The following is a 12,228-nucleotide window of genomic DNA, read 5'->3' as shown; positions in this document are numbered from 1 at the left end:
CGCTGACATGGACAATCAGGGTGAGAGCGAGCACATCGTGAAAAGCTACGAGCAGGAGCTGGGACGGCTGAAAGCCCTCCTGACTCAAATGGGCGGCATGGTGGAAGCGCAGGCGGCCAATGCCAGCCGTGCGCTGGTCGAGCACAATTCGACCGCCGCCAGCTATGCCGTGCAGGACGATCTGGCGGTCGACCGGCTGGAGCGTGAGATCACCGATTTCGCGATCCGCATGCTGGCGCTGCGCCAGCCCATGGCCGCCGACCTGCGTCTGATCGTGTCGTCCATGAAGATCGCGAGCGATCTGGAACGCATCGGCGACTATGCCGCCAATGTCGCCAAGCGCAGCCTGGTTCTGAACGAAATGGCGATCCCGTTCTCGCTCAGCGGCGTCGCCAATATGTGCCGCCTGGTACAGGAAAACCTCAAAAACACGGTCGATGCCGTGGGCGAGGGCAATGCCGATCGCGCTTTGGAGGTCTGGCGTTCGGACATCATGATCGATGATGTCTATTCCGCCATCTTCCGTGAGCAGATCACCTATATGATGGAAGATCCGCGCAACATCACGCCCTGCACGCATCTTCTGTTCATGGCCAAGAATTTGGAACGCATGGGCGACCATGCGACGAACATCGCTGAGACCGTCTATTACGCGATCACCGGCGACATCATGCCGAGTGACCGGCCGAAGGGCGAGAGCAGCTTTACCGTCAATCGCCATAACGGCGCTTGATTTAAAGGCAGACCGTAGTGATCCCTGACAGCGTCTCTCTTTCGAATAAGCCGCTTGTTCTCATCGTCGAGGATGAGGCCGCGCTGATGACCATGCTGCGCTACAACCTAGAAAAGCAGGGTTTTCGCGTCGAGGAAGCGGGTGACGGCGAAGAAGCGCTGACACGCATCGCCGAAGTGAAGCCCGATATGGTGCTGCTGGACTGGATGCTGCCGCATCTGTCCGGGATCGAGGTCTGCCGTCAGATCCGCCGCCGTCCGGCGACCCGCGAACTGCCGGTCATCATGATCACGGCGCGCAGCGAAGATCAGGACGCGGTGCGCGGGCTGAATACCGGCGCTGACGACTATGTCACCAAGCCCTTCAGCACCGAGGCGCTGGTCGCTCGCATGCGCGCGCTGATGCGCCGCTCGAACACGGTGCCGGCGAAGGGCGAGCTGCGCTTTCACGACATTACGCTGGACCTCTCGGCCCATCGCATCACCCGCAACGGCCGCCAGTTGCATCTGGGCCCGACCGAATACCGCTTGATGGAATTCCTGATGCAGCGCCCCCGCCGCGTGTTCTCGCGGGAAGAACTGCTGGACGCGATCTGGGGCCCGTCCATCCATGTCGAGCCGCGCACGGTCGACGTTCACATCCGCCGGCTGCGCAAGGCGATCAACGGCCCGGATGAGCTGGACGTTGTCCGCACCGTCCGCGCCGCCGGTTACGCGCTCGATACCGAGAACGTCTGAGGCCCATTTAGCCGCCCGCTCATCAGCTGCAGTCACCCGCGCACTCGTTGCGCGGGCCTACCCGCTTTGGTGCCATGACGGCCGCTGGGCGCCGAGCCCGGTAGGTCCGCGGCATGAAGCCGCGGATCACGATAAGAGGTGGGGGCGGTTCGATTAAGCCCGCAGATAGGACAGATCGCCCGGCGGGCGGGCGCCCATGCGGCTGATCGTCTCGGCGGCCGCGCGTGACGCCCAAAGACCGCAGGTCGCCAAGCTCTCACCTGCGCAGAGGGCGGTCATGAAGCCCGCCGCATAGGCATCGCCGGCCCCGGTCGTATCCACGACCTTGGTCGCGACAGGCGGCACATCCACACGCTCGGCACCGCGCAGAATGACGCTGCCCCGATCACCGCGCGTCAGCGCCGCGATCTCCACCTGGCCGCGCACCGCTTCCGCCCCGGCCTCGAAATCATCCAGACCGGTCAGCGCGGCCAATTCCAGCTCGTTCGCGAACAGAATATCGATATGGTCCCGCACCATCGCGCGGAAGGGTTCCAGATTGCGTTCGACGCAGAGGAAGTCCGACAGGCTGATGGCGACGCGGCGGCCGGCCGCATGCGCGATCACGGCGGCGGCCGCGCTGGCCGCCTGCGAATCGGGCACGTACATCAGGAAACCTTCCAGATAGATGACCGCTGAATCCGCAATCAGCTGATGGTCCAGGTAATGCGGCGCCAGCGTGCTGGAAATGCCCAGGAAGGTGTTCATGGTGCGCTGGCCGTCCGGCGTCACCAGGATAAGGCAGCGCGCGGTGGGCGTGTCGCCGGTGCCGGACGGCGTCGCGTAATGCACGCCCGAGCCGTGGATATCATGACGGAAGATGCCGCCGAACTGATCATCCGCGACGACACCGATGAAAGCCGCGCGCGCGCCCATCTGGCCGGCGACGGCGGCCGTATTGGCGACCGATCCGCCGCTGGTCTGCACGGCCGGCGGCATCAGCGCATAAAGGCTGTCCGTCTGCCGGGCGTCGATCAGCTCCATCGAGCCCTTGATCATCGCCTGCTCGCTCAGGAAAGCTTCATCGACCTCGGCCAGGATATCGACGATGGCATTGCCGATGGAAAGGATGTCGTAACGAGGCGAGGTCATGCGCTTACCCAATAAGTTTAGGTTCCGGTAGCAGCGGCTTGACCATGACGCAAATGGGCTAGATCTGCCCAGGACTTCACAAAACCCCCGCCCGGGTTGTTAATATTGCCGCGTTCATGATAGGCCGACGCCTCCGTCAAGGCAGGGACGAGACGACCGTGTTTAAACGCCGCAGCACCAAACCCGAAGACGAGAGCCAGGGGGCCGCCGCACCGGCGCCGCTTTCCGGTCTCAAACCCGTGGGACAAGGTGGGAGCGCACCTGCCGCCAAACCAGCCGATAATGGCCTTGGCGTGCCGCCTTTCCGCCCAGCCCCGCCCAAGGAAAAGGATCTTCCCAATATGGCTCGACCGCCTTTCGCTCCCAGTTCATCGACCGTGCCGACCATGCCGCCGGCGCCCGGTGCCATGCGTCCCGGCATGCCGCCGCAGACCCGCACGCCCGGCCTGCCGGAGTCGAGCGAGCGCCGTACGCTCGTCGTCGGTCGCGGCATCAGCGTTCAGGGCACCATCAATGATGCCGAGCGCCTTGTCGTCGAAGGCAAGGTGGAAGCGACGCTGATCCACGCTGCTGAGCTTTCCGTCATCGACGGCGGCATCTTCAAGGGTGAGATCGAAGTCGAGGAGGCTGAGATCGCCGGCATCATCGATGGCGTCGTGACTGCCCGTACCAGCCTGATCGTGCGCGCCACCGGCCGCGTGCTTGGTAAGGCGCGCTGCCGCCGCCTGCAGGTCGAGGATGGTGGCCAGATCACCGGCCAGATCGAAATGCTGAACGATGCGCCGCCGGCAGCCTCCCCGGCGCCGTCGCCGGTCGTGACCACCGGGTTGCAGACCCCGGGTGAGATTGGCCGTCCGGATGTGCCTGCGTCGGAAGTCTGAGACGCGCGACCAAGACTAAGCGGTCGCCCGCGCACTTGTTGCGCGGGTCTACCCGTGGCGCCGCCCAAAGGCCGTTTTGGCGCCGCCATGGGTAGGTGCCCGGCATGAAGCCGGGCATGACGATGGTTTAGGGCTTGGGCGTCAAACCCCGAAAGCCTGCCGGGCCAGCGCGATAATCCGATGCGCCTCGCTCCACAGATCGTAGCGCCCTAGGTCGCGACAATCGGCCCAGGTGACATCGGCGGCGTCCGATAAAGCCTGCGGGTCACCGCCTTCCCACAGTCCCGCGAAATCCAGAATCGTATAGTGGTAGCGCACGCGACCCGCGTCGTCGCGGTCGATACTGTCGACATTGCCGGCGAGTTTGAGCGCGCCGACGGTCAGCCCGGTCTCCTCCAGCAATTCCCGCCGCGCGGCATCCTCCGCCGTCTCACCCACATCCTGCGCGCCGCCGGGCAGGCCCCAGGCGCCGAGCATCGGCGCTTGCCCGCGCCGAATGAGCAGCACCTCGTGCGGCGGCTTCAGCAATACGATGCCGATGCCGACGATCGGCCTTGCCGGATAGTCGCGTCCGCTGCTCATCCGGCCTGCATCCTTCGCACTGCGTTTTCCTTGTCGAACAGCCGCAGCAGCACATCCGCCGCCTGACCGCGCGGCGAGCGCAAATGCGGGTCGTGATCCAGCAGCATGGCGGCGTCCTTCACAGCCACTTCCCGCAGCTTCTCCTGATCCGGAATATCGGCGAGGCGGTAGCCGGGCAGGCCGGATTGCTTGGTGCCGGTGACGTCGCCATGGCCACGGATGCGGAAATCGGCGTCCGCGATGACGAAACCGTCCGTGGTGTCGCGCATCAGGATCAGTCGCTCCTGCGCGATCTTGGTCAGCCCATCCTCATGCAGCAGCAGGCAGAAACTCTCCTCCGCGCCGCGCCCCACGCGCCCGCGCAGCTGATGCAGCTGGGCGAGGCCGAAGCGCTCGGCATGTTCGATGACCATGACGGTCGCTTCCGGCACATCGACGCCGACTTCCACGACGGTCGTCGCCACCAGCAACTGCGTGCGCCCGGCCGAGAAATCCGCCAGCGCGTCCTCGCGGACCTTGCCGTCCTGCTGGCCATGCGCCAGGCCCACGCGGCCGGGGAAGCGCTTGTTGAGCATGTCGAAGCGGAATTCGGCGGCAGAGAGGTCCATCGCCTCGCTTTCGCTGACCAGCGGGCAAACCCAGTAGATGCGCGCGCCGCGCTCCATCGCGCGGGTGATGCCGCCGATGACCTGACCCATCGCACCCAGCCCATGCAGCGTGGTGCGGATGCTGCCACGGCCGCGCGGCTTCTCGGTCAGTTGGCTGAGGTCCATTTCGCCATATTGGGTGAGACGGAGGGAGCGCGGGATGGGCGTCGCCGTCATCACCAGCACATCGGTCCTGTCGCCCTTGTCGCCCAGGCTGATGCGCTGATCGACGCCGAAGCGGTGCTGCTCGTCGATGACGGCAAGACCAAGGTCGTGAAACTCCACTGTCTTCTGGAACAGCGCGTGGGTGCCGACGACCAGCGGGATGGAGCCATCGGCCAGCCCCGCCAGCACCTGCCGCCGTGCGCCGGCCGTCATGGACCCGGTCAGCAGCCCGACCGGAACGGGGGAAAGTGCGGTCAGGGTCCGGAAATGCTGCTGCACCAGAATTTCGGTCGGCGCCATGATGGCCGCCTGGGTGCCGGCCTCGGCCGCGCGCAGCATGGCGAGAAGGGCCACCAGCGTCTTGCCGGAGCCGACATCGCCTTGCAGCAGCCGCACCATGGGGCGCGGGGCCGCCATATCGGCCTCGATCTCGGCCAGCGCCATGGTCTGGCCTGCCGTCGGCTGAAAGCCGAAACGCCGCAGGGCTTCGGCGCGCAAATGCCCGTCACCGGTCAGCGACCGGCCCGGCCGTTCGCGGCGGGCGAGGCGGCGCAGGCCAAGCGCGATCTGCTCGGCCAGCAATTCGTCATAGGCGAGGCGCAGCCGGGCCAGGTCCCGCGCTTTTACGTCTGTATCCGGCGCCTGGGTCAGCCGCAGGCAGGCGGAAAAGCTCAACCAGCGGCGGCGGGTCAGCAGAGACGGCTCGATCCATTCCGGCAAGTCCGTCAGGCGCATCAGGGCGCCTGACATCGCTTTCCCGACCGTGCGGTTGGTGATGCCGGCGGTCAGCGGCCAGACCGGCTCGATCGCCGGCATTTCATGCGCGCGCGCCACCGGCAGCACGTAATCTGGATGCGGCAGGGTCAGCCGGTCCGCGAAGCTTTCCAGCCTGCCGGAGACGATGACTGTGGCACCGACCGGCATCTGGCTGAGCCTTGCCTGATGAAACAGCACGATATCGGCGAAGGCCGAGCCGTCCGTCACCACGGCGCGCCAAGGCTGGCTGCGGGTGCGCGGGCTTTCATGGCTCATCACCTGGACTTCCAGCGTCACGATGCCGCCCGGCCTTGCATGAGCCAGTTTCGGCCGCTCCCGCCGGTCCACATAACTATCCGGCAGATGCAGCAGCAGGTCGCGAATGCGGGGGCCACCGACGAGTCGCGCCAAGGGCGTCGCCAGACGCGGGCCTATGCCGGGAAGGAGGGTCAGCGGCGCGCGAATTTGGCTGAGGGGATCGGCGCTCACTGGCTGACTCTTCGGGCTTGGGTGGCTATAGCTTTGATCACCCATGAGCGATTCCGTCCCAGACCTTGACCAGCGCCGACGGCGCCTTCTGTTCCGAGCCACCCATCGCGGCACGCATGAGCTTGACCTTCTGATCGGTGGCTTCGTCTCATCCCGGCTTCTTGCCTTCACGGCCGAGGAACTGACGACGATCGAGCGACTCCTCGAATTGCCGGAGCCCGATCTGGCCGAGTGGCTGACCCGCCGTCAAGCAGTACCCCCGGAACTGGACCATCCTCTGCTCCAGGCCATGATCGCCGCAGGTGGAAAATGAGCCGTCTGACCGTCTATGGCGCGCCGGAAGGCTGGGACGCCGCGCTGCTGGTGCGGCAAGCGCTGGATGCCAAAGGCCCCATCCTTCATGTCGCGCGGGACGATCAGCGTCTGGCCCGCATGGCGGAAGCGCTGGCCTTTTTCGCGCCGGAACTGCCGGTGCTGCGCTTCGGCGCCTGGGACTGCCTGCCTTACGACCGTGTCTCGCCCAATCCGGCCATCGTCTCGGAACGCATTGCAGCACTCGCCCAGCTTTCGGGCGGCGGTTTTCAACGCGGCGTGGTGCTGACGACCGTCAACGGCCTTATCCAGCGCGTGCCGCCGCGCGGCATGTTCCAGGGCACCAGCCTCAACCTCAAGCCCGGCGCCACCGTCGAGCCCGAGAAGCTGGCGATCTTCCTGGAAGCCCACGGCTATGCCCGCGCCTCGACCGTGATGGAACCGGGCGAGTTCGCCATGCGCGGCGGCATCATCGATCTGTTCCCGGCCGGCGAGCCTGATCCGATCCGCCTCGATCTGTTCGGCGATACGATCGAGAGCATGCGCCGCTTCGATACCGACAGCCAGCGCAGCGGCGACGCGGTGAAGGGTCTGACGCTGCACCCTGTTTCGGAAGTGCCGCTGGACCCGGAATCGGTCGCGCGCTTCCGTACCAGCTGGCGCGAGCTCTTCGGCCAGGCGGCGACGGAAGACCCGCTGTATCTCTCCATCTCCGAGCGCCGCCGGCATGCCGGCATGGAGCACTGGGTGCCGTTGTTTTACGACGCCATGGAAACCCTGGTCGATTACATGCCGGGCGTCTCCATCGCGCTGGATCATCAGGCCGAGGAGGTCTTGGCATCCCGGCTGGAGCTGATCACCGATCATTATCAGGCGCGCCGCGTGCCGCCGCGTGACGGCGAGACGCCCTATCGGCCCATTCCCGCCGAGCGGCTCTATCTGAACGCCAAGGATTGGTCCGGTATGCTGGCGCAGCTGCCGAATTTCACCTTTAGCACCTTCGGTCGGCCGGACGGCGCCCAAGGCGTGGACGGTGGCGGCCGGCCTGCGCCGATCTTCGCGCCCGGCGGGGACGTTCAGCCGGATGTCTATGACAGGCTGCGCGCCCAGGCCGCGACCTGGGCCGGCGAGAAGAAGCGGCTGGTCATCGCGGCCTGGACCGATGGATCGCGGGAGCGTCTTGGCGGGCTGCTGCGCGAGCACGGTTTCGACCAGTTGACGGTCGCTGCCAACGCGGATGCCGTGCGCAAGCTGCCGCCGAACGCCATTGCGCTCGTTACCTTGGGCATGGAACGCGGCTTCGTCGGCGACCGTATGGCGGTTGTGGGCGAGCAGGATCTGCTCGGCCGACGCCTGGCCCGGCCGCCGCGGAAGCGCAAGCGCGCCGACCAGTTCATCGCCGAGGCGACCGACATCGCCGAGGGCGATCTGGTGGTGCATGAGGATCACGGCATCGGCCGTTACGACGGTCTGGTCACCATCCGTGTGAACGAAGCGCCGCATGACTGTCTGCGGCTGATCTATGACGGCGATCACAAGCTGTTCCTGCCGGTCGAGAATATCGAGGTTCTGTCGCGTTTCGGAACCGAGACGGCGGGCGTTACGCTGGACAAGCTGGGCGGTGCCTCCTGGCAGAACCGGAAAGCCAAGGCCAAGACCCGCATTCGCGATATGGCCGCCGGCCTTATCCGCATCGCGGCCGAACGCCGGCTGCATGAGGCGCCGAGCCTGGCCCCGCCCGAAGGCATGTGGGACGAGTTCTGTGCGAAATTCCCGTTCGTGGAGACGGAGGATCAGTCCCGCGCCATTGCCGATGTGCTGGAAGACATGGCCTCCGGCCGGCCGATGGACCGGCTCATCTGCGGCGATGTCGGCTTCGGCAAGACGGAAGTGGCTCTGCGCGCGGCTTTTGTGGCCGCGATGTCAGGCTCTCAGGTCGCGGTCGTCGTGCCGACGACCTTGCTCGCCCGCCAGCATTTTCGCAGCTTCTCGGCGCGTTTCGCGGGATTGCCGATCAACGTCGCCCAATTGTCGCGCATGGTGACGGCGAAGGAAGCCAGCCAGGTGAAGGCGGGGCTTGCGGACGGCACCGTCAATATCGTTGTCGGCACCCATGCGCTTCTCGCCAAATCCATCAGCTTCGCGGATATCAGCCTCGTCATCGTCGATGAGGAGCAGCATTTCGGCGTCGCCCATAAGGAACGTCTGAAGTCGCTCAAGGCCGATGTCCATGTGCTGACGCTGACCGCCACCCCCATTCCGCGCACCTTGCAATTGGCGCTGACGGGCGTGCGGGAGATGAGCATTATCGCCACCCCGCCGGTCGACAGGCTCGCCGTCCGCACCTTCATCATGCCCTTTGACGGACTGGTCATTCGTGAAGCGATTCAGCGCGAGCGCTTCCGTGGCGGGCAGATCTTCTGCGTCTGTCCGCGCCTGGAAGACATGGAGCGTGTCGGCAAGCGGCTGCTGGAACTGGTGCCCGATCTGCGCATCGTCGAAGCCCATGGACGGCTGTCGCCGACCGATCTGGAACGCGTGATGACGGAGTTCGGCGACGGCAAATACGACGTTCTGCTCTCGACCAATATCGTCGAAAGCGGGCTGGACATGCCGGCGGTGAATACCTTGATCATTCATCGCGCCGATATGTTCGGTCTCGGCCAGTTGTATCAGCTGCGTGGCCGCGTGGGTCGCGGTAAGCAGCGTGGCTACGCCTATCTGACCTGGCCGCCGAGCTTCCGCCTGTCCGCCGCCGCCGAAAAGCGGCTGGACGTGATGCAGACGCTGGATACGCTGGGTGCCGGCTTCACGCTCGCCAGCCACGATCTCGATATTCGCGGCGCGGGCAATCTGCTGGGTGACGAGCAGTCCGGCCATATCCGCGAAGTCGGCATCGAGCTGTATCAGCAGATGCTGGAAGACGCGGTGGCGGACCTGCGCGCCGAACGCGGGAAAAAGAGCCGCGCGGCGGAACGCGATTGGACGCCGACCATCGGCCTCGGCCTGCCGGTGCTGATCCCCGAGAATTACGTGAAGGACCTGCCGGTTCGCCTTGGCCTTTATCGCCGCATCGGCGCCCTGTCGTCGGTCGAGGAAACCGAGGCCATGGGTGCGGAATTGGTCGATCGCTTTGGGCCGCTGCCGGAGGAGGTCGACAACCTGCTGCAGGTGATGACACTGAAGCGCATCTGCCGGGAGGCGGGGGTCGAGAAGCTGGATGCCGGGCCCAAGGGCATGGTGCTGGGCTTCCGCGGCAATGCCTTCGGCAATGTCGCCGGGCTGATCCCCTGGATCGGCAGCCGTGGCGGGGCCATCAAGCTGCGGCCGGACCATAAGCTGGTCGTGGTCGCGGACATGGATATTTCCAAGCGCATCCGTCTCGCGAAGGATATCCTGGGTAATCTGGCGCGGATCGCCGGGCAGGAGAAGGCGGCTTAGGGTATTTGCTGATACCGCTCGCTATCAGCGAATTGTAGTTGTGTGACTGAGATGGTGGGTGAGCAAGGGATATGGTGGCTTCATAAAGGTGATGTCCGCGTGTTGTACCGGCTGGAGGGCGACAACCTGATCGTCTTCGATATCGGCCATCGAGGGGAGATTTATCGATGAGCATGACATTGCCGCAGGTCATTGCCCATGATGACGATACGGTGACGCTGCGCCGTTCCGATTGGGTTCGTCTGGTTGAAGAGCAGAGTGATCTGGCATCCTCCGCAAGGTATGATGCGATGGTGCGTGATATCGGCCTCGCTGAGGTCAAGCGGCTCAGCTATTCCGATGCTGAATTGACGCAGATTCTGGATGGCATATCACCGATTACCATCTGGCTTAGCCGCATGGGCATGACGCCGCGCGCGCTCGCCGAAGCGGCTGAAATCAGCCCCAGTTATCTGGCCGAGATCGAGTCTGCCAAGAAACCCGGCAGCGTTGCGGCATTGGCTGCCATCGCGAAGGTCTTTCGTGTGCCGATCGAGCATCTGGTAGAATGAGCGCCAAAGAAACAGGAGGGTATCGCGATGCAGGCCATACCATTGCCGACCGAAAGCGTGCTCGCGGGGCTCTATCCCGGCGCTGACCTGGCGGATGCCTTTGCGGTCCCGCTGCCGGCAGCGGTGGCTGACCGCAAGATCGAGGATATCGCCCGCAGCCTGCTGGGTGATCCGGCGCTGTGGTTCCGGACGTTACTGGCGATGCGGGACGGCGTGATGACCCGGTTCGGCGTCAAGACCACGGCGGAGGTTCGGGCGGCAGCCGCGCGCAACGGGGTGGAGCGTATCGACTTTTTCCCTGTTCTGGGACGTAGAGATCGGGAGCTGATCCTGGGGGAGGATGACCGGCATCTCGATTTTCGCGCATCTGTTCTTGTGCGTGACAGGCGCGATGGTCCTGGTCGGGAACTTGTCTTCACCTCGGTCGTGCATTGCCACAATCTTTTGGGCCGCAGTTATCTCTGCGTGATCGCGCCATTTCATCGGCTGGTTGTGATCGGCAATCTCCGCCGTGCGGTCCGGCGCGGCTGGCCGCGATTGTAAAAATCACGGAATAAAACCACCGGATGGGTGTTTACTCTTCAAAGCAGGGGTAGACGGCCATGAGGTTCAACGACAAAGCTCAGACGGCAAGGCGTCCGATCCGCTCTTGCCTGGCGGCATTCGTCATCTGCCTCTGGGCTGGAACAGCCGAGGCGCGTTCGGTCGATTACAATATCGACCAGACCACGGCCACGATCGCCTTTGGCACGCAGGTGGCCAATGTCGTGCCGGTTGATGGCAACTTTCGGCATTTCACCGCGCATATCCAGTTCGATACCGCCAAGCCGTCCGACGTCAATATCGAGGTCGTGGTCGATGACAGCAAGATCGATGTCCCTTTCGGCGGTGCGGCCACGCTGCGCTCGGCGCCCTATTTCGATACGGCCAAATTTCCGACCATCAGATTTCACAGCGATAGCGTGCAATCCTCGCCGGATGACCATTTCACCATCGCCGGCAACCTGACCATTCGTGATGTCTCGCGCCCGCAGATTTTGACGGGTGTCGTGACGCATACATCCGTCCAGGGTGTCCCGGCGATGCGCCTTGTTTTCCATAGCCGGATGAACCGGACCGATTTCGGCATGGTGGCGGATCGTCCGCTGATCGCGGACGCCGTCACGCTCACCATCACCACGGTTTTGCGCGCCCCTTGACCGGCCTCAGCCGGTCATGCGGCGCAGCACGCCGTCGCGCAGCACAAAATGATGGAAAAGCGCCATCAGCCCATGGCCGGCCGCGAGGATGATGATCGCCCAGGCCAGCCACTCATGGGTGAATGAGATGATCGGCCGCAGATCCGGCGCATAGGTAAAAGGCGAGGGGATATGGATCAGCCCGAAGACATCGACCGTGCGGCCCCGGGCCCAGCGCTTCGAAAGCCCGGCCGCCAGTTCCACCACCATCATCGTGTACAGCAGATGATGAACGCCATGGCTGAGCTTTACCTGCATTCGCGGTAGCGTTTCGGTCGGGCTAAGCGAGAAGACGCTGCGCCAGACGATGCGCAGGACCAGCGTGACGATCAGGCAAACGCCGAGCGATACATGCAGCCGCACCAGGCTATGTCCCAGATCCTCACCGACATCGTCCCAGATCAGGGCCAGGACAAATTGCGCGACGATCTGGGCCGCCATCAGCCAATGGAGGGCGCGCGTGACGCCGTCATAATGCCGGACAGTCTGGGCCTCGGCGCCAAGTTTCATGGACAAGATGAATTTCCTCATACTGTTTCATCCGTTCAACACCGGGGTTCAGGAT

At 64.5% G+C, this 12,228-nt stretch carries 12 protein-coding genes; 8 read left to right on the top strand and 4 right to left on the bottom strand.

What is annotated here, in order from left to right; genetic code table 11:
• Positions 1-7: 7 nt before the first annotated feature.
• On the top strand, positions 8-733 hold the full coding sequence (phoU, locus tag ACELLULO517_RS05885) for a phosphate signaling complex protein PhoU (protein WP_227306372.1): 726 nt from the start codon (positions 8-10) through the stop codon (positions 731-733).
• Between the two features lie 20 nt (positions 734-753).
• The gene (phoB, locus tag ACELLULO517_RS05880) at positions 754-1,470 is read left to right on the top strand and encodes a phosphate regulon transcriptional regulator PhoB (RefSeq protein WP_456304387.1); all 717 of its coding nucleotides are present in this window, start codon (positions 754-756) and stop codon (positions 1,468-1,470) included.
• A gap of 153 nt (positions 1,471-1,623) precedes the next feature.
• Here phoB and ACELLULO517_RS05875 read toward each other — a convergent pair whose 3' ends face one another.
• Positions 1,624-2,601: an adenosine kinase gene (locus ACELLULO517_RS05875; protein ID WP_227306370.1), complete on the bottom strand. Its 978-nt coding sequence runs from the start codon at positions 2,599-2,601 to the stop codon at positions 1,624-1,626.
• A 158-nt stretch (positions 2,602-2,759) separates the two neighbouring features.
• Between ACELLULO517_RS05875 and ACELLULO517_RS05870 the strand changes: the two genes are divergently transcribed.
• Positions 2,760-3,482, top strand: a complete 723-nt coding sequence (locus tag ACELLULO517_RS05870) for a bactofilin family protein (protein WP_406566240.1) — start codon at positions 2,760-2,762, stop codon at positions 3,480-3,482.
• Positions 3,483-3,623: 141 nt separating this feature from the next.
• On the opposite strand, the gene ACELLULO517_RS05865 is transcribed toward ACELLULO517_RS05870, so the two are convergent.
• The gene (locus tag ACELLULO517_RS05865) at positions 3,624-4,064 is read right to left on the bottom strand and encodes an NUDIX hydrolase (RefSeq protein ID WP_227306369.1); all 441 of its coding nucleotides are present in this window, start codon (positions 4,062-4,064) and stop codon (positions 3,624-3,626) included.
• Complete coding sequence (recG, locus tag ACELLULO517_RS05860; RefSeq protein ID WP_227306368.1) at positions 4,061-6,166, bottom strand: ATP-dependent DNA helicase RecG; 2,106 nt, start codon at positions 6,164-6,166, stop codon at positions 4,061-4,063. The genes ACELLULO517_RS05865 and recG overlap by 4 nt, the downstream gene beginning before the upstream one ends.
• Here recG and ACELLULO517_RS05855 point away from each other — a divergent pair.
• The 5 genes from ACELLULO517_RS05855 (at position 6,165) to ACELLULO517_RS05835 (ending at position 11,624) form a co-directional block, all read left to right on the top strand.
• Entirely contained in the window at positions 6,165-6,434 is a 270-nt protein-coding gene (locus ACELLULO517_RS05855; RefSeq protein WP_227306367.1) for an FAD assembly factor SdhE, read from the top strand. The two genes, recG and ACELLULO517_RS05855, sit on opposite strands and share 2 nt — an antisense overlap.
• Positions 6,431-9,874 (top strand): transcription-repair coupling factor, encoded by a 3,444-nt coding sequence (gene mfd / locus ACELLULO517_RS05850; RefSeq protein WP_227306366.1) that lies wholly within the window; start codon positions 6,431-6,433, stop codon positions 9,872-9,874. The genes ACELLULO517_RS05855 and mfd overlap by 4 nt, the downstream gene beginning before the upstream one ends.
• A gap of 167 nt (positions 9,875-10,041) precedes the next feature.
• Entirely contained in the window at positions 10,042-10,425 is a 384-nt protein-coding gene (locus ACELLULO517_RS05845; RefSeq protein ID WP_227306365.1) for a helix-turn-helix domain-containing protein, read from the top strand.
• 27 nt (positions 10,426-10,452) lie between these two features.
• Positions 10,453-10,968 (top strand): DUF2867 domain-containing protein, encoded by a 516-nt coding sequence (locus tag ACELLULO517_RS05840; RefSeq protein WP_227306364.1) that lies wholly within the window; start codon positions 10,453-10,455, stop codon positions 10,966-10,968.
• Between the two features lie 59 nt (positions 10,969-11,027).
• Positions 11,028-11,624, top strand: coding sequence for a YceI family protein (locus ACELLULO517_RS05835; RefSeq protein WP_227306363.1), 597 nt, complete (start codon positions 11,028-11,030; stop codon positions 11,622-11,624).
• 6 nt (positions 11,625-11,630) lie between these two features.
• On the opposite strand, the gene ACELLULO517_RS05830 is transcribed toward ACELLULO517_RS05835, so the two are convergent.
• On the bottom strand, positions 11,631-12,173 hold the full coding sequence (locus ACELLULO517_RS05830) for a cytochrome b (RefSeq protein WP_227306911.1): 543 nt from the start codon (positions 12,171-12,173) through the stop codon (positions 11,631-11,633).
• Positions 12,174-12,228: the final 55 nt, after the last annotated feature.

Origin of the sequence: Acidisoma cellulosilyticum (assembly GCF_020621385.1) — a bacterium.
GTDB classification, from domain to species: domain Bacteria; phylum Pseudomonadota; class Alphaproteobacteria; order Acetobacterales; family Acetobacteraceae; genus Acidisoma; species Acidisoma cellulosilyticum.
This window is presented reverse-complemented; position numbering and strand designations above follow the sequence as displayed.

Coding starts and splice junctions, on each gene's coding strand:
- phoU (WP_227306372.1), top strand. CDS start 8: ATGGACAATCAGGGTGAGAGCGAGCACATCGTGAAAAGCTACGAGCAG.
- ACELLULO517_RS05875 (WP_227306370.1), bottom strand. CDS start 2,601: ATGACCTCGCCTCGTTACGACATCCTTTCCATCGGCAATGCCATCGTC.
- ACELLULO517_RS05865 (WP_227306369.1), bottom strand. CDS start 4,064: ATGAGCAGCGGACGCGACTATCCGGCAAGGCCGATCGTCGGCATCGGC.
- ACELLULO517_RS05855 (WP_227306367.1), top strand. CDS start 6,165: ATGAGCGATTCCGTCCCAGACCTTGACCAGCGCCGACGGCGCCTTCTG.
- recG (WP_227306368.1), bottom strand. CDS start 6,166: ATGGGTGATCAAAGCTATAGCCACCCAAGCCCGAAGAGTCAGCCAGTG.
- mfd (WP_227306366.1), top strand. CDS start 6,431: ATGAGCCGTCTGACCGTCTATGGCGCGCCGGAAGGCTGGGACGCCGCG.
- ACELLULO517_RS05845 (WP_227306365.1), top strand. CDS start 10,042: ATGAGCATGACATTGCCGCAGGTCATTGCCCATGATGACGATACGGTG.
- ACELLULO517_RS05840 (WP_227306364.1), top strand. CDS start 10,453: ATGCAGGCCATACCATTGCCGACCGAAAGCGTGCTCGCGGGGCTCTAT.
- ACELLULO517_RS05835 (WP_227306363.1), top strand. CDS start 11,028: ATGAGGTTCAACGACAAAGCTCAGACGGCAAGGCGTCCGATCCGCTCT.
- ACELLULO517_RS05830 (WP_227306911.1), bottom strand. CDS start 12,173: ATGAAACTTGGCGCCGAGGCCCAGACTGTCCGGCATTATGACGGCGTC.